This window comes from Acinetobacter courvalinii, from assembly GCF_014635545.1.
In the GTDB taxonomy this organism is placed as follows: domain Bacteria; phylum Pseudomonadota; class Gammaproteobacteria; order Pseudomonadales; family Moraxellaceae; genus Acinetobacter; species Acinetobacter courvalinii.
This window is the reverse complement of record NZ_BMDA01000001.1, coordinates 683,459-703,996: the sequence shown is the minus strand read 5'-3', so window position 1 is coordinate 703,996 and position 20,538 is coordinate 683,459. Positions and strand designations below refer to the sequence as shown.

Here is a 20,538-nt window from a genome sequence, read left to right as displayed (position 1 = left end):
GTGAATTAAAATCTGTCCTAACCATTGTTCTGACCATGAAAACGATCAACGATGCCTTGTTGAAGAATCGAATCCATTTGGGTGGACTCCGCCAATTTTGTAGCTGCCTGATCTTTTACAAAACCCACACCCTGTGCTTTGATCATGTCAACCGACTGGCTCGGATTCATGGCGAGTTGTGCCAAGCTTTTCATTTGGTCTGGAGAAATATTAAGGTTCAGTTGCTTTGAAACAGCACTTAAAGCGGTATTACTGACTTGATCCTTGATTTGCCCAACCGTCTGCTCAACCAAACCATTTAAGGTATTTTTACCTATATTTTTAAGACTATTTTTATCCATTGAAACTAAACTGCTGGTCAGCTGTTGCTTCATGTTCTGTCCCAATGCACTGCTTAATGAGGCGGCAACTTTTTCTACCGGCTCTGCCCAAGTATAATCACGTTTAAAGTCACTACTTGATGCCCATGCACTGGTCTCATCTTTTTCAAAAATGACCTTGGCTGCGCCTGGTGCAATACCTGTCACTTGAGCAAAACCATTTCCATCCAGTTTGCCAGTCAGTTGCTTACCCAGAGAATCAATCACTTTATAGCTGTTCTGCTTAAAGAAATTATCTCCCCCATAACTTCTTAATAACTGTAGCGCTCCTTTTAGTGATTTTGCTTGTGGTAACTGAGGTGCATTGCTGCTTGCACTTGCGCCTGAGGCCAGTAAATGCTGCCCAGCCTTCACCTCAAACTTGCCACTGGTCACGGGGAAAATCCCCGAACCATTCAGCTTAATCTGAGAACCACCGGCAGTAATCACAATCTCTTTCGGACTGGTAATTTCAATTCGATCTTCGGTTGAAATAATCTGAATACCTTGCTTGGCCAGTAAATCCATGCCATCCGACTGTGCTTGGACTTCAAACTTACCTTTAGCAGCCACCTGTTTAATCCCATTCTGCGCAGCAAACACACTGATTCTGTTTTGTGCATGCGTAATCAGATTTTTCTGCGTGCTTAAGTTGATACTATCGCCTGCAAACTGATTGATCTGCCCATCCGCAGATAAATGAATATCTTCATTGCTACTTAAACCAATACCCGCAGGTGAGTTCAGCAATAATAATGATTTTTTAAACTGGGCGATCTTCTCTTGAATCTGCTCAGCGAATTCTTTGAGTTGATCAACGGATTCAATCTCATCGGTCTGCTGGTTCTTGGCCACTTCACTTAAGGCTTTGGCATTGCTTTGGTTACCTTCTAGCTGCTGCTTGGCAGGCTGTGCATCCAGATGTTCGCCTTGGGCTTGATCCTGTTTATGCGTGGAAACGAGTAAACCTTCTCCAGCTCGTACGGCTCCCCATTGATCGGTACGCAGTTCAAAACCTTCGCCCCGATCTTCACTTTCCGCTTTATCTTTCGGGTGGCTCAGTTTACCTAAGTTAAGTTGACTAGCAGCATGACTGCTCTGCAGTTGTGCGCTAATCTGTCCAGTGGTGTCATCAAAGCGTAACTGGTTAAAGCCTTCGCCCTGATATTCTTTGGATTTGATCCCTGCCAGTTTTTTGGTGTCTGGTAGCTTGCCTGCATTGTCGAATTTGCTTGGACTACGATGGGCTTCGTGGATACGTCCCACTACAAATGGACGGTCAATGTTGCCATCAAAGAAGTCGATGACTACGATTTCATCGATACGCGGCAGGAAGCGTGCGCCATAGCCTTCTCCAGCCCACGGGGTCAGTACATCGACCCAGGCTGAATCGGTATCGTTGTCATTGGCACCTGCACCGCCATCATGGCTATGATCTTCATTACGGGTAAACAGGAAACGGACTTTGATACGGCCCCATTCATCCACGTGAATTTCTTCGCCGCTTGGGCCAACTACTTTGGCCCGTTGCGGTGAAGCGGCTGGACGGTGTTGTAATGGGTTAAATTCAGGAACGGTTTTGATGCTACGTCGTTGCAGCGTCAGCTGATTGGCTTGGCGTTCTTCTGTATTGCTTTGTTGGCTTGGCTGCCAATTACTTTGGGCCAATAGCTGATGAATCTGCTGGTGCAAATCTTTAGGCAAGTTGTTCTGGTTGTAGAAGTGTTTGCCTGTGATCAGGAATTCTTTATCACTGCCATCGTGTTGGTCGATTTCAGGGTGTTCTGCCAGTTCAAACCAGTAACCGACATGGGTGTCACGGACGGTGGTCTTCGCCACGAACTGTTTCGATTGCAGATCGTAATATTGTCCGAGGTTCTGATTCAGCTTTTCTATCTGGGCGTTGCCGGACTGGGTTGCTCCATCTTCACCATTCAGATCTTGCATCCATGCCGGTGAAAAATGCCAGGCCTGTTCTAGTCCAAGACTGGTATTGTCATGTTGTTCGCTGTGTTTATGCGTGCTTTGGACACTGCCTGCACCGTCTTCCTGTTCCAGTGCATCAGCTTGCCAGCGTTGCACATGTACGCTGCTCGGTTGTAATGAGCGTTGTCCGACCAGACTGGTCATGCTGTCGTATTGTTCGGTGGCACTGCTGCGGTGATAACGGATCTGGCGACGGTCTAAGGCCTGATACTGGCTATTGTCGTCAATCAAACGCAGTTTTTGCGGCTGAATCGCAGCACTACTTTGTGGAACGGTTCGTTCTGCTTCATTCACCAGCCAGTTGATGCCTTCGCTGCGTAGCAAACGGGTGAGAAAGTCATAGTCGCTCTCATTAGACTGCATTATGAATGGGCGGATATCGTAATCCTGGCTGAGTCCACTGAGGTCCAGCGTTAGACTGGAAGCGAATAAGGGGCTTTTTTGTTGCCATTCTTTAAAGACAACTTCCACTACATCACGCACGCTTTTATTCATAAACACACGACTGTTACGGCGTTGTTTCCACAGAGCCGTTGGATCTTCAAGCGTGAGTTTATAGAGGGTTAAGCTACCGTCAGATTGGCCTTGCAAGGCTTGCGTAATAATGCCTGTGACACGGCTGAGTTGTCCCTGATCGGTGACGGTATCAATGGCGGCCTGGCTGCCGATGAACTGTTTCAGGGGAATGCTGGCATTGGTCGACAAACAGATCAGCTCAGCCTTAAAACCGGCGTTCAACGCATGCTGGCCATCAATACGTTGCAGGAAAACTTGAGTATTTAAATTTTGATTCGAAAACTGAATATGAATGGCACGTTTTTGTGCTGTAAGGCCTAAACTTTCCAGAGCCTGAAAAATATTGTTCAGCATTTTTTATAGAACATTTCATTAAATTTGCCATATTTTACTCAAAAAAACGATTTAATGTCTATACAGTTCTGTCTATAGATGACCATAATTGTCACATTCTATTTATTTTTTTAAACTTCCCTGTTAAGTACTGCACACGCTGCTGCTCAAAAAGACATTTTCCCTTTGTTCAGCTGCTGCGGATTTATTTGGTCAAGCGGATGGCTTTACCGTAATGTGTTGGGTTGAGTCTGATCATCAGTATGCTCACCACCACTACCATTGCCAAATGCCAGATCCAACCAAGGGTATAACCACCTGTGAGACCGTGAAATACAGCAAGTAGCCACGGCGCAAGCGCTGCAAGTAAGAAACCACCACCTTGCATCAAGGCAGAAAGCTGTCCTGCATGTGCGGGATCAGCCAGATGATCAAGTACCACAATCATCAGTAAGGCAAAACTGCCACCCAAGCCTGCCCCTAAAACCACGACCCATAGATAAGGCAGATATTCAGGGATAAAAGCCAAGCCCGCAAATCCAAGTAGTTGCATGAGCAAAGTTAAACCAATCCATATCCGGCGGTCCTGATTGCTTCGGGATAAATAAGGCAATAGCAATGCTGCCGCAGCTTGACTGAGTGTCAGTACTGCCATCAAATTACCGCTCGCTGTTGCACTCCAGCCTCGCTCCTGATACGCAGGTGCCAGCCATGCCACGATTGAGCTGTAGCCACCATTGATCAACCCAAAGCAAAAAATCAACAACCATGTCCGCGGCTGTTTCATGAATACACCAACCGATGGAAGTTTGTATTGAGATTTTGCAGGTCGAGCCAAAAAACAACTGGCAAGAAGAAATGCAGCAATTGCGGGTAAAGTGAAAATCGATAGACCAACTTTCCAGTCTCCACTTACGCTAGTGACTATCGGCGCAATTAAAGCACCCAAAGCCCCGCCGCCCATCAACATGGCTGAATATAGCCCCATCATCGGCCCTAGATGATCCGCAAATTCTCTTTTGATCATGCTTGGAAAGCAGGCCTGTACAATCGCCACACCTAAACCAATGATGGCAGCAGTCAAAATCAAGAATCCACCATTCGGCACAATAAAACGTAATGCACATCCCAGACAGATAATTGCTAAAGCCGTCAGAATGGCCTTACGTTCACCCAAGGCACTTTGTATCGAAGGCCCAACAAAGGCAATGATTCCCATCAGCAGCATAGGAACTAAAGTGAGTAAGGCAATCCCTTGCAAACTCAGGCTGGTTCCTGTTCGTATCGGATTCGCAACTGGCCCAATGCTGGTCATAAAAGGCCGTAAATTGAGTCCGACCAATGCCACAGTTGCGATCAGCATCGGACGATGTTGAGGAGAAGTCAGCATGATTCAGGCCAATGATTTCCAGTAAGCATACAAATCTGGTTTTTGCTCCAGCCGTACAGGGACATAGCGAATCTGCATCGATTGCTCTGCAAAAGGCTTGGCCAGGTCGGCATAAATTGCAGCGGTAGATAAGCCAAAGGGTTCACCCGCTTCATTTGAGTAGGCATAAGTCACGGCTTGTATACCTGCCATACGCATGGCAGCCATACACATCGGACAGGGATGTCCACTGGCAAACACCGAACATCCTTCCAGATTGGCCGAGTTCAGCTGTTTGCTGGCTGCACGGATGGCCTGTAACTCTGCATGCGCAGTGGGATCATTGCTGCTGAGAATCTGATTCACACCGGTCGCAATGACCACGCCATCTTTGACAATCACCGCCCCGAATGGACGGCCACCCGCCTCACTATTTTGATAAGCAAGTTCAATGGCCTGACGTAGAAAATCCGTATTTTGTTCCATGTTTATCCCCTCTCGGTTTTATTTTGCGCCTGCAGCCAATAATGCATTTTCAATCGTCTTGTAACCGCGTGCCTGAGCGTGTGCCAATGGCGTTACGCCATCACGATCAGCCAGATTGACATTGGCACCTGCCTTAATTAGAAGGTCGACGATTTGCTGATAGCGCGTGTCGCCATTGCCCAGCATGATGGCTTCCAGTAATGCCGTCCAGCCCAGATGATTGACATGATCAACATTCACATCAGCCGCAATCAGGGTTTTTACCGTGTCGACATGTCCCCGCTCAGCCGCAGGAATCAATGCTGTACCGCCATAACGATTGGTACTTTTCAAGTCTGCACCATGTTGCAAGGTCATGTTCAATATCTCTAAATGTCCTCTTGCACCCGCATAGAGATAAGGACTGTCCTGAATATCATCTTTGGCATTGACATCAGCTCCCGCCTTGATCAACGCCTGTGCCGCCTGAATATGGTTGGCGCGTGTAGCAATCATTAACGCGGTTGCACCTGATGAGTCACGCACATCGATGTCTGGACTTTTAGACAAGAGTTGCTCGATTCGGACCACATCATTTTGTGCTGCCGCCTGATGTAAAGCATTATTTTGCATCGTATCTCCTGAGCTGGCATAACCACAGGCAGACAATGCCATGATTAAAGCAGCAGCGATTAAGGATTTGTTCATCGACTTCCTCCTAGCCAACATAAAAAGGCAGCAAAAATCGGGTCACCCCTGTTGGTTGCACCATTGCTATCCTTCCAGTCAACCCATTTATAAGTTGAGCATAGCGAGATTCCCTACTATTTAAAAATTAAATTATTGAATCAAATGTATTAAGATAATGAATACCTATTTAAGTTTTAAATGGAAAAATAATTCCAAACAATGAGTTATTGCGATGTTTGATCCACGCTTGTTACGCGCCTTTGTCACGATTATTGAGGCAGGTAGTTTTACTCTCGCAGCCGAACGATTGCACATGACGCAATCAACGGTCAGCCAGCAACTGGCAAGGCTGGAACAAGCTACAGGAAAGCAGTTGATTGATCGTCATGCCCGGCCATTGCAGCTGACCAGTACAGGCGAATATCTGATTAGTTATGCTCGACGCATTCTAGCACTGCAGCAAGAGGCACAAAATGTTCTCGGTGATCCGACGGGCACCATCCCGATTCATATTGGTTTGCCCGAAGATATTATGAATACCGATATGGCGCTGGCATTAAGTGCATTTAGCAAACAGCATCGTAGTATTCGGCTGGATGTAACAGCTGGACTGAGTCGTGATCTGATGGAAGGCTACCGAAGTGGACAATTTGATCTGGTGATTGTGAAAGAAGCCATTGCCAGTGCGGATCGTCACGCGACTTTTCCTGAAGAAATGGCTTGGTTTGAAAGTATTGATCATGGCGGAAACTGGTCAGATCCAATTCCACTGGTGACCTTTCCACAAGGTGGGCTATATCGCGAAGATATGTTTGAGCAGATCGAACGTGAACGGCGACACTGGTATATCGCATTTACCAGTAACAGTTTAGCCAGCGTACTGATTGGTGTTGAAACCGGGCTGGGCGTGTCCCTGCTTCCGGTGGTTACCACCCGAGGCTATCGGGTACGTGAATATCTTGCGTTGGGTAAAGCACAGCCAATGACAGTTTCGATCTATGCCTGGGATAAAGACGGACTGGTTGCACAGCTTTTACAGCAAATGACCGAAGTATTGAATCGACGTTTTGAACACTCAAAGGCGTCTGCTTTCTGATTTTTAAATGACCAGAAAGACAAAATTAAATCGTCTTTAAGTGTCAAAAAATATGCTTCATGTGCCAATAATCTGTTTCATGGCACAAGAAGTTAAATTCATTCATCTACTGTCAAGACATGTCTGATACTGCTTACTACTATCAATAGACATCAGTCCATTTGATAAGTAGATCACCATGGCAAAAAAAACAGCCACAAGATACAGCGAATATCGTCGCAATAACCTGATTTTCAAGGTCATTGATACAGGTCCAATTGATGGTAAACCAGTTATTCTTTTACATGGCTTTCCAGAAACTGCCCACAGTTGGCAAGCAACTAGTGAAATCCTCAATCAGCATAACTTCCGCACTTTTGCCATTGAACAACGTGGCTATAGCTTAACTGCTGCTCCCAAAGGTCGTTTCCAATATTCGATTGGTGAACTGGTTGCCGATGTCAAAGCTTTCATTGATTTGTTAGGAAAGCCTGTATACGTCATAGGTCATGACTGGGGTTCGATCGTTGCTTGTGAATTGGCCTTGCAATACCCAAATTTGGTAAAACATCTAACGCTGGTTTCTGTTCCTCATACAGGCGCATTTCTAAAAGCCATGCTGAGCAGTACGCAAATCTTCACCTCTTATTATATTGGCTTTTTCCAGTTGCCATTCATTCCTGAACTGTTATTTAAAAGAGCCAAGACGCTCAGCCATTTTTTATTGAAAAATTCGGGAATGAATACCGCACAGATCAACGATTTTCAGCAGTATTTTGTTCAGGAGGATCGTATTGGCGCGGCGATTAACTGGTATCGCAGTATGCCACTGGCCCCAATTCGCTCTACCTTCAAGAAAGTCAAAGTGCCAGCCCTGTTTATTTGGGGGAATCAAGATATTGCGATTGGCAAAAAAAGTGCCCAGCTCAATAAACAGTTTTTTGCTGGTCCTTATCAAGAAGTTCATCTGGATGCCACCCACTGGATTCCGGTCCAGAATGCTGAACAGCTCAGCCATTATTTTCTAAAAGCAGTCAATTAAGGAGAACTGTAATGCACCCTAAACAACGACTGGAAAACCATTATTTGGAACAGCGCCGTGTCCAATTTGATTTTAGCCAAACCCCTGAACACTGGATTTATAACAATCCTTTTGCCACACATTTAATTAATGCCGTGCATTTAATTTTACCAGTGGGTGAACTGTGGATGTGTCGTGCCTTTAATGAAGCGCTACCCTATGTAAAAGATGAAAAGCTTCGTGCTGATGTAAAAGGATTTGTACATCAAGAAGCACATCATGCCTCTGCCCACAAAGTCGCGCAAGACTATTTAAGACATTATGGCTATAAAATTGATGACTTTATTGCTGCCCTAGATACAATATCGAAGCAACTCAATACAGCACCTTTGGGCTTGGCATTACCGCAAAATCTGGCTTATCGCTGGTTAACCGTCCGTGTCGGCATTGCCGCAGCAGTCGAGCATTTCACCACCATGTTGGGCACCTGGTGTCTGGATGACCAACCTTGGCAAAACAAAACTGCCGATGAAATGATGTCTGATCTGATGACCTGGCATCTGGCGGAAGAGGTTGAGCACCGTAGTGTCGCTTTTGATCTGTATATGCATTTATGTGGTGAAGACAATAAAACTTTTGCCTATTTACAGCGCCAGATGATCATGATGGGTGTTGCGCCAGGCTTTACCCTCGCGATTTATCAATGCTTTAAGAAATTAGCACAGCAAGATACACAGGCCCAGCGCTATAGCCAGTACGGTTTACTGCGTTCTTTGGGTCAAACCGCAATTGAAAATGCCCGTAGCAAACAGGTCCCAAGTTTCTTCTCCATGATCTTTAGTTTAAGGCATTGGGTGAAACCCAGTTATCATCCCTACGATGAGGGAGATACACTTAAGGCCTTAGAAGTGATTAATAACTCTGCTGCAGTAAAAGCCCTAACCAGGCTCCGCGTCTGTTAAAGCAAAGTTGGTCACTTTTCTCAGGCACATCAAGTGCCTGTTTTTTTAATTCTAGATTAAATAAAAAAGCCTTATGCAATGACATAAGGCTTTTTTTTATCGTTAACCTTAAAGGAATCTATAATTCTTGCTATCAAAGTGCTCCAGATCATTTCTCATATATTGCATGGTCCAAGGATAATTAACCACATTGGTTTTATTTTCATCCAGATAATAACTTGCGCAACCACCTTGATTAAATACCGTGCCATGTAGCTTATTCTGCAATGTACGGTTAAATTGATCATCCGCGAAATGATTGATTTCAAAGCTGGCCAATTGATTATCCAGTACAAAACGAATTGCCTGAACCGCATAGTTCACCTGATTTTCAGCTGCCGTAATTAAAGAGTTATAGCTAATACTATTCGGTCCAAGCAACATAAATGCATTTGGCAAATCCTTGATCACACAGCCTTTATAGGCTTGAACGGTTTGTTTTGACCAAATGTCATCCAGCAAAGTTCCATTCTTAGTGATAATCCGTTTCGCAATCGGCGGTTTTGCGACCTCGAAACCGGTACTCCAGACAATAATATCCAGTTGGATTTCTTGCCCATCGACCAAAATCCCCTTAGGGGTAATCTCCTTCACTCCTTGATTGATCAGATTTACATTTTTTGCAGCCAAGGCCGGATAATAAGTATTGGAAAACAAAATCCGTTTACAGCCCAAAGTAAATTTAGGAGTTAGCTTTGTACGCAGTACTGGATCCTGAACCTGATAATGCATCCAGTTAATCAATCCTTTGCCCAATACATTCAAGGTTTTGGGTTGATTGACACTTGAACTGAACATATCCATGGAAATGCTGGTGACTTTACGCAGCGATTGCATGGTAAAAGGGACTTTTTGCTGTAAATTTTTAGAACTTTCATTCAATACCAGATTCGGTTTTGGAATCACCCACGGTGCTGTTCTTTGAAATACATACAGTCGCTCAACGATGGGCTGAATTGCAGGAATAATCTGAATCGCGGATGCACCTGTCCCAATGACGGCAACCCGCTTGTTGCTTAAATCAACCGAGTGATCCCATTGTGCAGAATGAAATACCTTTCCCTTGAAGCTTTCCAAGCCCTTAACAGCTGGAGTTGCGGGTTCACTTAGAGGCCCTGTCGCAAAAAATACGAACTTGGCGGTGTAGCGTCCCTGATTGGTGTCAATCAACCAGACTTGTTGCTCATTTGACCAAGCCGCAGTAGATAGCTCGGTATTGAATAAAATATGTTGATCCATTTTAAAGCGGTTGGAGACATCTTTAATATATTGCTGTATCTCTTTCTGTTTCGAAAAAATATGGCTCCAATTGGGATTAGGGGCAAATGAATAAGAGTAGATGGATGACGGTACATCACATTCACAACCTGGATAAGTATTTTCACGCCAAACGCCCCCAACCTCATTGGATTTTTCCAAAATAATAAAATTATGAATGTTTTCCTTCTGGAGTTTTATTCCTGCTGCAATCCCTGAGAAACCGGCACCTATAATCACCACATCAAATGAATAAGCTTTAGTATTCCCATTTTGACCTAAATCTGACATTTTCCACTCCAAGAGATAAAGTTTTACTCGCTAAGCCTTTCAATACATTTCAAGTAGGCTTAAAAGACATATCCTTGGAAAATAATTAAATTTAGTACTAAAAACTTGACAGTAAATGCCACGGAGAAGAAAGATAAGTCAAATCAACACAATTTACTTATTCAACCATCTAATAATATTTTGATTTTTAATAGAATATTTCTCCAACTCTAAATAAAAGTATTCTGTCCTTTGATGATAAAGCTGAATGTGAGTAAATACGTTAAAATAACCAAGTAAATAAAAAAATCTGATCAATCCTATATTTTATTCACATGAAGTTAAAGGATTTGACTTTGATATCAGCAGAGCATTTATGACCGAAACACCAAGTATTCCCTCGGTTCTATTAGAACTGATTGCAAAGTATTTACAACAAAGAAATATGTCCAATTCCCAACTCGATGAATTGAGTCAACAATATGCTCATCAACAACGAATGCCGCTAAGTAAATGGTGGGAATTATTAGAAGAAATCTACCAGCAACATCCGACACCAGTTTTGGGGCACTATATTGGCGAATTGGCTGAACCACACCATATTCATATTTTAGGCTATTTGGCACTTTCCAATCCTAATCTGAACAGTTTTTTAAACTGCTTCAAGAATTTTCAGCCAATTTTACAAAATTCAGCGGCCTTTTCAATCCTGCAAAAAGAAGACAGCTTTTGTATGTGCTGGACCCCAGTCGTGCATAAAAACTCCCAACTTTCCAATGAGGTGCTAATTTCTGGTGTAGTCAGTACAATTCGAAAAATTTTACATCGTCCCGATATCCAGCCTTTAAAAATAGAGTTTTCAGCTGTGGCGCCAGCAGACTGTACGCCTTATCAACAGGTCTATGGCTGCCCTGTCAGCTTTGATTCTGAAGTACTACGCTTATGGCTGCCACTCGAAATCCTGCATCTACCGATTCCGAGCAGCGATCCTCATCTCAAAAAACTATTGGATCAACAGGCTGAAGCCTTACTTAAAAGTATCCCAAACCCGGATACCTTTTTGAAAGATCTACAGTTGCTCATCGTCAATATGCTCAAGAGTGGAGAACCCTCTGCAGAGCATATTGCCAGACAGATGAAACTATCCTTAAGAAGTTTTTATCGTAAATTGGGCAGCTATAATTTACAGTACAGTGATCTGGTCAAAAGTATACGTTTAGAACTGGCAAAAAGCTATTTGGTCAAATCAGAGCTGTCTCTCACTGAAATTGCACTGCTACTCGGTTATGCCGAACAAAGTGCTTTTAGCCGTGCCTTTAAACAATGGGAACACCTGACACCATCTGAATATCGAAAAAGCCATCTCAGCTAAAAAACCTCCTAAAAGCAAAAAGAGTGAATCATGGGCATGATTCACTCCTTCTAGAAAAGTACCAATTGGAAATTTAGAAACTAAATCCAATATTTAAATTGATGCGGTATAGCCATTGGTCACTATAGGGCGAAACCGTTGAGGTATAACCTGTGGCATTGGAAGCCCCACCAATAATATTGGAGTTTTTACCCCAGGTATAATCAGCCCATACCATAAACGGCGAAGCAATAAACATCATCCCTGTGGTATTCATTTGTGAAGCCGACCAATCATCACGTTTCTTGTCCATATAGCTATAGTCATTATAGAAACGGATGGCCTTGAGTTTACCCATATCCTGCACAGGCAAGGTATAAGCAAGGTTTAAACTGGCAACAGTGGCTTCCGAAGCAATGAAATAGGCAGGTGTAAATCCATTATTGCCCATCAAGGTCACATCATTACTGACCCCATCAGGGTTTTTGGCATCATATTGATAATGAATCACAGAACTTTGTAAATTAAAGCGTTTGTAATTATTATCGGTATGTAGGCCGACTGCATAATATTGACCATTTTTATCAGTCGTTTTATTATGCAATTGCGCAATCGCCCCTGAAACGCCAAACTCTTGCTTACCGAATTCGGTTTCAAGCTTGCGTACAATACGCGTGTTAAATTGGTGACGCTTTTCGTTTTGATAGGCTTTCTGATTCGGGAAAGCATTTTCTGAAAGATCATCATAGGTTGCACTTTCAGGCGAATAACGCAGACTGGTCTCCAGCATTTGCGGATAATAGCCGAGTTTTACATCCCAGTCCTTGTTATGAAAATTCCAGTTCAAACCTGGCGCAACGTTATTGCCGTAGCCGAGGAAGAATGGAATATGGTATGTCCAGCCATTCTGCGGATAGGGATAGATCGCAAAAGGTTTATAGACAAAACCTGCTTCGATACTATTATTTTGATCAAGGTTATAGCCCACATAGGCTTTCTCGACCGAACGCTTTTCCTGATCTTGAAACAGGTAACTGGCATTAAAATAGGCATCATCAAATTTACCTTTTAAGTCCACCCGAAAAATATCGAAATACAGCTTACCAAATCCACCATTCGGTCCTTCCCAATTTTCATAACGCTGATTGAGTCGTACCACACCGCCGACTTGTACTGAATCCGTACCGTCTTCACTTTTCCATTCTAGGGCTGAGCTTTGTGCAAACACCTGGGATGGTGTACCCAAATAACATGCAGCAAGCATCGCGACCATCACTGTCTTTTTCATCGGTTGTTCCTTCGCTTTCGTCCCAACGATCCTGTTGGTCTTGTTGTTGTTTTACCTATAAAACATAGTTTTTATTGCCTTATGGGCAAAAAATTTTGCCCATAACGCGGTCTTCACATCAGCACGGACTGCCAATGCTCAGTGGGATTAGTACAGTTTTTTCTGTGGCGGACCTGCGAAGTTCAATGGCCCAATTGAATGCATATCCAGTTCAATCACACTTGGCCCTTGGAATGCAACGGCTTGCTGAATCACGGTCTTGAATTCATCCGCACTGCCTACTTTCCAGCTCTTCACGCCCATGGCTTCGCCTAAGACTTTATAGTCTGGGGTATGCAATTCATTGAAATACTGGCGACCACCGAAGTAGTTATTTTGAATGCCGCGCATTACGCCATAACCACCATCATTCATGATCATCAGCACCATATTGGTATTTTCTTGCGCCATGGTTGCGATTTCGCCGATACCTAACATCAAACCACCATCACCGACCAAGCCAATGACTTTCTTGTCAGGTTTGGCAATCGAAGCACCAATCGCAGTTGCCAGACCTAGACCAATGGCACCTGCTAGAGAATGAATATTCTGGTTTGGTGCCTGTACCGGGAATAAACGACTGCCCCAGGTACTGCCTGACATGGTAATGTCACGTACAAAAATACCGTCTTGCGGTAATGCGGCGCGTAAGTGATCACAGATCAAGGCATATTGATCAAGCTGCTTGCGTAAAGCATCAATCGCAGCCTGTTTTGCCTGCACCACAGCTGCATCATAATCTGCGTCAACTTTTGAGATACCTTGCAAGCCCGTCAATACACGTTGCAACACATCTTTGGCATCACCACAAATAAAATTACGAACTTTGTAATTACGCTGCTGTGCTACAGGATTGGCATCAATCTGGATAATATTGTCAGGGAACTGCACGGAATAGGTCTTGGTTTCATTACTACGTAAACGAGAACCCACCACTACTAATAGATCAGCATCTTTAAGCAGCTGCTCAACCCCAGCCGAGTTATGGAATGCACCTAGGCTACGCGGATGATCATCGGCCAATACGCCACGCGCATGGGTTGATGACACCACAGGAATACCAAGATCAGCAATCGCCTTGACTTCCGCAATGCTATTCAACGTACCACCACCGATCCAGAACACAGGGCGTTTGGCTTTTTTCAGTTCTTCAACGATTAAGTCGACTTCGATCTGTTCAGCCTGTGGCAATTCAAGGGCTTTTACTGGCCCCAAGTTTAGCGGCAAATCGATTTCGGCTGCCTGTACATCAATCGGCAACTCGACACTGACTGGCCCCATCGGCACTGTCGTGGCGACACGAATTGCTTCACGAATCACGCCTACTGCATTGTCAGGACTGGTGATACGAAATGCCGCTTTGCTGGATGCACGTAAGAAGGTCAGTTGATCTTTGGTTTCATGAATAAAACTGGCATCACGATCCAGATATTCACGCTCTACCTGTCCGGTTAAATGCAACACTGGACTGCCTGCATTCATCGCTTCAATCAATGAACCGACTGCATTACCTGCACCGGCACCAGTACTGGTGAGCGCTACACCGAGTCCTTTAAAACGTGAATGACCATCGGCCATCGTAACTGCACCCGCTTCACCGCGTGCCGCCACAAAACGGATTTTTTCACGACGACCCACTGCATCGGCAATCGGTAAGTTATGGATCGAGATTACCCCGTAAATACTGTCTACTTGGTGTGCTTCTAAAACACGGGCGATGGCTTCGCCGACATTTACACGTTCTGTCATTTGTATATTCCTCAAAAACGGTTCATTCCATGAATGTATTAATTCGCCCAAGGATTTGGCTGCTCGCTTAATCCCATATAGATACTTTTTTGTTGCATGTAAGACAAAATGCCTAAACGACCTTTTTCACGACCAATGCCACTTTCTTTAAAGCCGCCAAATGGCGCAGAAATCGAGAATTTCTTATAGGTATTGATCCAGACCGTACCAACTTCTAAGGCACGGGCAATTTGCCATGCCTTACGATAGTTTTCTGTCCAGATACCTGCAGCAAGTCCAAAACAGCTGTCATTGGCTTGTGCCAGCAAATCTTGTTCATCGTCATATTTCATCACCACCAGCACAGGGCCAAAAATCTCTTCCTGACAGGTCTGTGCTGAGTTGCTTAAGCCAGTGATAATGGTGGGCAAGTAATAGCTACCTTTGGCAAACTCACCTTCAGTCAAGGCATGACCACCGACCAGCACTTGACCGCCTTCCTGCTTGGCCAGCTGGACATAGGCATCGACAGAAGCCAAATGTTTCGGATTGATCAAAGAGCCAAGGTGTACGCCTGCAGTTTCAGGATGTCCAACCCGTAAGCCTTTGGTGATCTCAACCAGACGACTAAGGAATTGATCATAGATGCTGCTGTGTACAAATAAACGTGAACCTGCAATACAGGCTTGTCCTGCCGAACTAAAGATGCCATAAGCCACGCCTTTGGCTGCCAGTTCAATATCTGCATCTGGCAATACAATCGTTGGAGACTTTCCACCCAATTCCAAAGAGGTGGTAATCAGTTTATCCGCTGCCAAATGTGCCAGATGACGCCCCGTAGTCGTTCCGCCGGTAAATGAAATTTTACGTACCAGAGGATGCTTCACGATCGCATCACCAATCACCGAACCACGTCCGACCAGTACACTGAGTAAACCTTTTGGTAGTCCTGCTTCTTCAAAGATTTTGGCGAGTTCCAATGCAATCAAAGAAGTCACTTCTGCAGGTTTTAGAATCACGGCATTACCTCCCGCAAGCGCAGGTGCCAGTTTCTGTACTTCACTGGCGATCGGCGAGTTCCACGGGGTAATTGCAGCCACCACGCCCACAGGTTCATGCACGCTCATGGTCATGAAATCTGCGGCACGTTGCGTGGTCAGCTCATCATTTAAGGTTTCGCAGGCTGCTGCTACATAACGCGCTGTTGCTGCCGCACTTAGGGTCAAGGCACGGGTTTCAGCCAGTGGCTTGCCATTATCGCGGGTTTGTAGCTTTGAAAGTTCATCCACACGCGCTTCAATAATGTCGGCCACTTTATATAAAATACGGGCACGTTCATGCGGCATGCTGTTGCGCCACTCGGCTTTACGCCAAGCCGCATCTGCCTTTTCGATGGCTTCATTGACATCTTCCAGATTCGCCGTTGAGATTTCAGCATTCACCGATTGATCTGCTGGAAATAAACTTTGAATCGTAGCGCCTTTACCTAATCGCCATTCACCTGCGATATAAATTTCCTTTACCATGATCAAATCCTTTTAAATCTGAATTGCTTCAACGCTATTGCGACAAGCGCGAATCACACTTAATGCAGCCAAGGTTGAGGTTTTGGGATTACTCGCCAATGGCACCCCCACCAGTTCAATGGTCATTTCACCAAACACGCCTTCCGCCACGATGGTGTGTTTGTTCTTATTGATATTTGGATCAACCGTCAGCTCCACCAGAGTCTCATCCATACCCAGTCCAGCCAGTGCAATCGTGGCGGCCACATTTGCATTGGCTGGAAACTTCAAGGCAGCTTCTCTGGCTGTACCACGGAAAAAAACCGTTGCTTCACAGACCTGATCAAGATCGACCAGTTGTTCTGCATAGCTGCCACGCCAGCTTTTCGGACTCTTACAGCCCTTATAGGTGACCTTTTCCAGACCGCCTTCTTTGGCCGCAGAGATGCCATCAATCCCGGCAATTGCACCCGCTAATAAATGCAGATGCGCATCATGTTGTTCTGCCGTGTTTTTCAGTTGAATTAAAAATTCGTTATCCGCCAGAGTGCCCACGGAAATCAGGCCAATGGTCCAGCCTTTTTCCAGCACTTTTTGCGCATGTTCTTTCACCGCTGCCTGACCAGCCACTTCAATCACGTAGTCCGGTGTACCCTGACATTGATCAATTGAAGAAATGACCTGTACATCAGCCGCAACCTGCGCCCGTACTTTTTCGACACTGCGTGCAGGGACCACAATCCATTTAAGTTGCAGGTCTTGAGGCATATGCGCATACACTTCTGCTGCCATGGCGCCAAAACCGATCATCATCAACTGTTTCATGGGAACACCTTATAAATGTTTATTAAATCCACCAGAGACATCGAGTGTCGAACCTGTGGTATAGGATGCTAAAGGTGATGCAAGGAACACCAAGGCACGTGCCGGTTCTTCCGGCTTGCCTAGACGTTGCATTGGAATACCACGGTTTTTGGCGATATTGCCAGTCCACTGCTCCCATGTTGCATTGAGGTCTGAACGGGTTTCAAAACGGCGTTTCCACTGGGCCGACTCCACCATGCCCAACAGGATTGAGTTGACCCGGATGCCGTACTGGGTAAATTCATGCGCCAGTGAATGGGTCAGGTTCAGCAATGCCGCACGTGCAGATGAAGTCGCAATCATGTGCGGTTCAGGTTGCAGGGCCAGCAAAGAATTCACATTGGTAATCGACCCGCAAGCCGACTGTTTTAAATCTTCCAGAAATGCCCGCACAGGATGCAACACACTGAAATACTTCAGTTCAATTTCCTTCATCCAGTCTTCATCCTGAGTATCTTCAAAATTAGACACACGGCCCTGACCTGCATTATTGATCAGCATGTCGACATTGCCCAGATGCTGATGGACCTGTTGGGCAAAGCGTTTCACATCTTGTTTATCCAAGACATTGCATGCGCTAGTGAAGATATTGGCATGCGGATATTGTTCTAAAATATATCGTTTTGATGCTGCCAAACGCTGCTCATCACGGCCACACCACGCCACCTTGGCACCTTCTGCAACTAAAATTTCGACTGCAGCCAAACCAATGCCTGACGAGCCACCTGTGACAACTGCTACTTTTCCTTCAACTTGGAAGCTCATATCCATATCTCTCGTTTAAGTCTTAATGCGCCGATAAAACAATGTCGTTAAACTGTTCAGGTTGATCGACATAACTCAGATGACCTGCATCGGTAATGAGATGACATCGGCTCAATTGCATTTCTACAGCCAGTTCCTTGATCGCTTGCGCAGGTGTAATTCCATCCTTGTCACCCGCAATGACCACACAAGGAACTGTCAGTTCTGTTAAATAATTTCGAATTTCGTCATACGCCAGCAAATAAGATGCTCGGGTAAAACCGTCTAAGGTCAGTTGCCCCATCACTTCACTGACCAATGCCAGTGCCTGAGGGTCCTGTTTATAAATCAAATGCGGACCACGACTGGCTGCCATGCCTGCATTGCCCAAGCTTTTCAACATATTTGGTCGTTTTTGATAGACCTGTGCTTTGGTGTCTTCATCGGAACGTTGATAGCCTTGTGCCGCATTGGCAAGCACTAAAGTCTGTACCCGTTCAGGATAAAGATGGGCAAATGCACTGGCTTGCAATGCACCCAATGAATGACCAATCAGCATGGCTTTTGCAATGTTCAGCGCATCCATCAACCCCAATACACGTTCTGCATAATCACTTGCATCCGGTTGATCTGTGCTTAAGCCATCGGATAAGCCATAACCCGGTGCATCCCAGGCAATGACATGAAAATGCTGACTGAGTGTCTCTAGCTGGTTAATCCAGGATGCTGAACCCGAGCTAATCCCGTGTAGCAAAATCAGCGGCTGGCCTTGACCTGCTTCGCGATAAGCCTGCACAGCGCCATTGACGACAACGGTTTTAACGGGATAGTGAATTAAACGCTCAGTCAGGGTCATCATGTCATTCCTTCTACAGTTATGAAATCAATCGGATTAACGTTTGATTTGAGACAATGGATGCTCAGGTGGATAGTTCGGAATAGACGGTTTACCCGCACCCAACATCACACACATCAAGGCATCTTCCTGACCCGGATTGAACAGGCCGCGATAAATACCCGGTGGAATTGAAATCAGGTCACGCTCTTTCAGTCGGGTTTCGAATTTTTCGCCGTTATGTTCAATGAACAGGTCAATTTCGCCACGTAACATGAAAAACACTTCTTCCACATCGTGATGAATGTGCAAAGGCCCTTCGCACTGTGCTGGAAGCACCATAGTTGAAAAGGTAAAGTTTTCAGCTGGAACCGTATTGCCATCATTGACCACACCGGTTGCACCCGTGCCCATATAACGCATTTGTGCACGGCGATATTTGGGGTCGTAATCTGCCTGAAATTTCAAGGCATCAAAATCATATTTACGTGTTTCAAAGCGTGCGATACGGGTATTTAACCAGTCTTGTAAGCTTGTACCTTCAGGTTGTGTCCATGATTCAAATTGTTGAGTAGTCATGTTTGAACTCCTAGGTTTTTGTTCAATAGTTTGATTAATAACGTTTCAATAAAGGAACCAAGAAAAACGATCCGATCACGGCGACGGCTGCCAGGAAGGTAATTCCTAAATTAAAACTGTGGGTTTGCATCACGATGTAACCGATCAGAACAGGTGCAATTGCACTGGCAAAATTCCCCATTCCGTTGAAAATTCCACCCGCAGTTGCCCCCACATCGGCAGTGGTGACACGGGCAAGTAAGGCGAATACAGCTGCGACACCAAAGCCCCACGCCATTGCACTTAAAGACATGGCCGCGATAACGAGAATCGGGTCAGTCATAATGACCATGACATACATAAAGATGCCTGCCACCAACAGTCCACTGAAGACCTGAACAGCACGGCGGCCTAACTTGTCAGAAAGGAAAGCACCTATCACTTCACCAATCAGCATGGCAATAAATGGCAAGCTTGAGTAAATACCAAACTCTTTGAGGTTAAAGCCTTTGTCCTGAATCAGATAAGAAGGCACCCAGCTGTTTAAGCCCCACAGATAAGTCATCAAGGCAATATTGAAAATACATACCAGCCAGAAGGCACGGTTTTGCAATAACAGCTTGGTATTGTGAATATGACCTTTGAAATTCAAACGTTTGCTGCTCGATTCCAGTTCAATGGTTTTCTTGAGTTGTAAATTACGCAAACCAAATGCAATCGCCAGCAGTGCAATCACCGTTAAACCTGCCATTACAAAGAAGGTGGTGTGCCAGTCATGCTTCGCAAGCACCGCTGCGGTAATGGGAAAACCCAGAAATGCACCAATCGGTGTTCCTAACAGGAACATGGTCGAAGCACGTGCCTGCTGGCGGTCAGTATAAGTCTGTTTAACGATGGCATACGCCAGTGCAAACAATGGTCCTTCAGCTAGACCAAGCAAAACGCGCAGGATCAACATGCCGGTATAGTTGGTGGTAAAACCCATACAGAACATCAGGATGCCCCATGATGCGACGCTCCAGAACAGCATTTTCTTCGGGTTAAAAATATCGCCAAGGAAACTCAAAAATACCGAAGAGAAGCCATAAGCCAACAAGAAGCTGGTCATCAGCCATCCGAGTTTTGCCTTGTCTTCTGCAATTCCCATCGCACCTTGGAAGTGCGGGTCAGCAAACAAGACCGCGATACTAATTTTGTCGAAGAATGCCAGAACGACACATACCATTAGGACGAAAGCAGGAACCCAATGCTTTAATCCACTTTTCTCTTCATTACTCATACTTC

General features: G+C 45.1%; 17 protein-coding genes. 4 read left to right on the top strand and 13 right to left on the bottom strand.

What is annotated here, in order from left to right; genetic code table 11:
• Positions 1–17: 17 nt before the first annotated feature.
• The 4 genes from IEV39_RS03065 to IEV39_RS03050 all read right to left on the bottom strand — a co-directional run bounded on the left by IEV39_RS03065 (position 18) and on the right by IEV39_RS03050 (position 5,736).
• A complete protein-coding gene (locus IEV39_RS03065) occupies positions 18–3,215 on the bottom strand; it encodes a type VI secretion system Vgr family protein (RefSeq protein WP_005286924.1) in 3,198 nt (1,065 codons plus the stop codon).
• 184 nt (positions 3,216–3,399) lie between these two features.
• Positions 3,400–4,584 carry a cyanate transporter gene (locus IEV39_RS03060; RefSeq protein WP_005286927.1) on the bottom strand — a complete coding sequence of 395 codons (1,185 nt, stop codon included), beginning with the start codon at positions 4,582–4,584 and terminating at the stop codon, positions 3,400–3,402.
• 3 nt (positions 4,585–4,587) lie between these two features.
• On the bottom strand, positions 4,588–5,049 hold the full coding sequence (locus IEV39_RS03055) for a nucleoside deaminase (RefSeq protein WP_005286930.1): 462 nt from the start codon (positions 5,047–5,049) through the stop codon (positions 4,588–4,590).
• 18 nt (positions 5,050–5,067) lie between these two features.
• Positions 5,068–5,736, bottom strand: coding sequence for an ankyrin repeat domain-containing protein (locus IEV39_RS03050; RefSeq protein WP_005286932.1), 669 nt, complete (start codon positions 5,734–5,736; stop codon positions 5,068–5,070).
• 214 nt (positions 5,737–5,950) lie between these two features.
• Here IEV39_RS03050 and IEV39_RS03045 point away from each other — a divergent pair, with 214 nt between their 5' ends.
• The 3 genes from IEV39_RS03045 to IEV39_RS03035 all read left to right on the top strand — a co-directional run bounded on the left by IEV39_RS03045 (position 5,951) and on the right by IEV39_RS03035 (position 8,776).
• A complete protein-coding gene (locus IEV39_RS03045) occupies positions 5,951–6,814 on the top strand; it encodes a LysR family transcriptional regulator (protein WP_005286934.1) in 864 nt (287 codons plus the stop codon).
• Between the two features lie 178 nt (positions 6,815–6,992).
• On the top strand, positions 6,993–7,835 hold the full coding sequence (locus tag IEV39_RS03040) for an alpha/beta fold hydrolase (protein ID WP_005286937.1): 843 nt from the start codon (positions 6,993–6,995) through the stop codon (positions 7,833–7,835).
• Positions 7,836–7,846: 11 nt separating this feature from the next.
• The gene (locus IEV39_RS03035; protein ID WP_005286940.1) at positions 7,847–8,776 is read left to right on the top strand and encodes a metal-dependent hydrolase; all 930 of its coding nucleotides are present in this window, start codon (positions 7,847–7,849) and stop codon (positions 8,774–8,776) included.
• A gap of 108 nt (positions 8,777–8,884) precedes the next feature.
• On the opposite strand, the gene IEV39_RS03030 is transcribed toward IEV39_RS03035, so the two are convergent.
• Positions 8,885–10,363, bottom strand: coding sequence for a flavin-containing monooxygenase (locus IEV39_RS03030; protein WP_005286943.1), 1,479 nt, complete (start codon positions 10,361–10,363; stop codon positions 8,885–8,887).
• Positions 10,364–10,718: 355 nt separating this feature from the next.
• On the opposite strand from IEV39_RS03030, the gene IEV39_RS03025 reads away from it, so the two are divergent.
• Positions 10,719–11,714, top strand: coding sequence for an AraC family transcriptional regulator (locus IEV39_RS03025; protein WP_005286946.1), 996 nt, complete (start codon positions 10,719–10,721; stop codon positions 11,712–11,714).
• Between the two features lie 73 nt (positions 11,715–11,787).
• Here the strand turns inward: IEV39_RS03025 and IEV39_RS03020 are convergent, their stop codons facing one another.
• The 8 genes from IEV39_RS03020 to IEV39_RS02985 all read right to left on the bottom strand — a co-directional run bounded on the left by IEV39_RS03020 (position 11,788) and on the right by IEV39_RS02985 (position 20,533).
• Positions 11,788–12,981, bottom strand: coding sequence for a hypothetical protein (locus IEV39_RS03020; RefSeq protein WP_005286949.1), 1,194 nt, complete (start codon positions 12,979–12,981; stop codon positions 11,788–11,790).
• 147 nt (positions 12,982–13,128) lie between these two features.
• Positions 13,129–14,769: a thiamine pyrophosphate-binding protein gene (locus IEV39_RS03015; RefSeq protein WP_005286952.1), complete on the bottom strand. Its 1,641-nt coding sequence runs from the start codon at positions 14,767–14,769 to the stop codon at positions 13,129–13,131.
• Positions 14,770–14,807: 38 nt separating this feature from the next.
• Complete coding sequence (locus IEV39_RS03010; RefSeq protein WP_005286954.1) at positions 14,808–16,274, bottom strand: aldehyde dehydrogenase; 1,467 nt, start codon at positions 16,272–16,274, stop codon at positions 14,808–14,810.
• Between the two features lie 12 nt (positions 16,275–16,286).
• Complete coding sequence (locus IEV39_RS03005) at positions 16,287–17,078, bottom strand: aspartate dehydrogenase (protein ID WP_005286956.1); 792 nt, start codon at positions 17,076–17,078, stop codon at positions 16,287–16,289.
• Positions 17,079–17,087: 9 nt separating this feature from the next.
• Positions 17,088–17,882, bottom strand: coding sequence for an SDR family oxidoreductase (locus tag IEV39_RS03000; protein ID WP_005286958.1), 795 nt, complete (start codon positions 17,880–17,882; stop codon positions 17,088–17,090).
• A 22-nt stretch (positions 17,883–17,904) separates the two neighbouring features.
• The gene (locus IEV39_RS02995) at positions 17,905–18,720 is read right to left on the bottom strand and encodes an alpha/beta fold hydrolase (RefSeq protein ID WP_005286961.1); all 816 of its coding nucleotides are present in this window, start codon (positions 18,718–18,720) and stop codon (positions 17,905–17,907) included.
• A 33-nt stretch (positions 18,721–18,753) separates the two neighbouring features.
• Positions 18,754–19,275: a cupin domain-containing protein gene (locus IEV39_RS02990; RefSeq protein ID WP_005286964.1), complete on the bottom strand. Its 522-nt coding sequence runs from the start codon at positions 19,273–19,275 to the stop codon at positions 18,754–18,756.
• 34 nt (positions 19,276–19,309) lie between these two features.
• Positions 19,310–20,533: an MFS transporter gene (locus tag IEV39_RS02985; protein ID WP_005286967.1), complete on the bottom strand. Its 1,224-nt coding sequence runs from the start codon at positions 20,531–20,533 to the stop codon at positions 19,310–19,312.
• Between the last annotated feature and the right edge of the window lie 5 nt (positions 20,534–20,538).

What these genes read in the sequence shown, in the direction of transcription:
- IEV39_RS03065 (WP_005286924.1), bottom strand. Translation starts at nt 3,215, where the DNA reads ATGCTGAACAATATTTTTCAGGCTCTGGAAAGTTTAGGCCTTACAGCA.
- IEV39_RS03060 (WP_005286927.1), bottom strand. Translation starts at nt 4,584, where the DNA reads ATGCTGACTTCTCCTCAACATCGTCCGATGCTGATCGCAACTGTGGCA.
- IEV39_RS03055 (WP_005286930.1), bottom strand. Translation starts at nt 5,049, where the DNA reads ATGGAACAAAATACGGATTTTCTACGTCAGGCCATTGAACTTGCTTAT.
- IEV39_RS03050 (WP_005286932.1), bottom strand. Translation starts at nt 5,736, where the DNA reads ATGAACAAATCCTTAATCGCTGCTGCTTTAATCATGGCATTGTCTGCC.
- IEV39_RS03045 (WP_005286934.1), top strand. Translation starts at nt 5,951, where the DNA reads ATGTTTGATCCACGCTTGTTACGCGCCTTTGTCACGATTATTGAGGCA.
- IEV39_RS03040 (WP_005286937.1), top strand. Translation starts at nt 6,993, where the DNA reads ATGGCAAAAAAAACAGCCACAAGATACAGCGAATATCGTCGCAATAAC.
- IEV39_RS03035 (WP_005286940.1), top strand. Translation starts at nt 7,847, where the DNA reads ATGCACCCTAAACAACGACTGGAAAACCATTATTTGGAACAGCGCCGT.
- IEV39_RS03030 (WP_005286943.1), bottom strand. Translation starts at nt 10,363, where the DNA reads ATGTCAGATTTAGGTCAAAATGGGAATACTAAAGCTTATTCATTTGAT.
- IEV39_RS03025 (WP_005286946.1), top strand. Translation starts at nt 10,719, where the DNA reads ATGACCGAAACACCAAGTATTCCCTCGGTTCTATTAGAACTGATTGCA.
- IEV39_RS03020 (WP_005286949.1), bottom strand. Translation starts at nt 12,981, where the DNA reads ATGAAAAAGACAGTGATGGTCGCGATGCTTGCTGCATGTTATTTGGGT.
- IEV39_RS03015 (WP_005286952.1), bottom strand. Translation starts at nt 14,769, where the DNA reads ATGACAGAACGTGTAAATGTCGGCGAAGCCATCGCCCGTGTTTTAGAA.
- IEV39_RS03010 (WP_005286954.1), bottom strand. Translation starts at nt 16,274, where the DNA reads ATGGTAAAGGAAATTTATATCGCAGGTGAATGGCGATTAGGTAAAGGC.
- IEV39_RS03005 (WP_005286956.1), bottom strand. Translation starts at nt 17,078, where the DNA reads ATGAAACAGTTGATGATGATCGGTTTTGGCGCCATGGCAGCAGAAGTG.
- IEV39_RS03000 (WP_005286958.1), bottom strand. Translation starts at nt 17,882, where the DNA reads ATGAGCTTCCAAGTTGAAGGAAAAGTAGCAGTTGTCACAGGTGGCTCG.
- IEV39_RS02995 (WP_005286961.1), bottom strand. Translation starts at nt 18,720, where the DNA reads ATGATGACCCTGACTGAGCGTTTAATTCACTATCCCGTTAAAACCGTT.
- IEV39_RS02990 (WP_005286964.1), bottom strand. Translation starts at nt 19,275, where the DNA reads ATGACTACTCAACAATTTGAATCATGGACACAACCTGAAGGTACAAGC.
- IEV39_RS02985 (WP_005286967.1), bottom strand. Translation starts at nt 20,533, where the DNA reads ATGAGTAATGAAGAGAAAAGTGGATTAAAGCATTGGGTTCCTGCTTTC.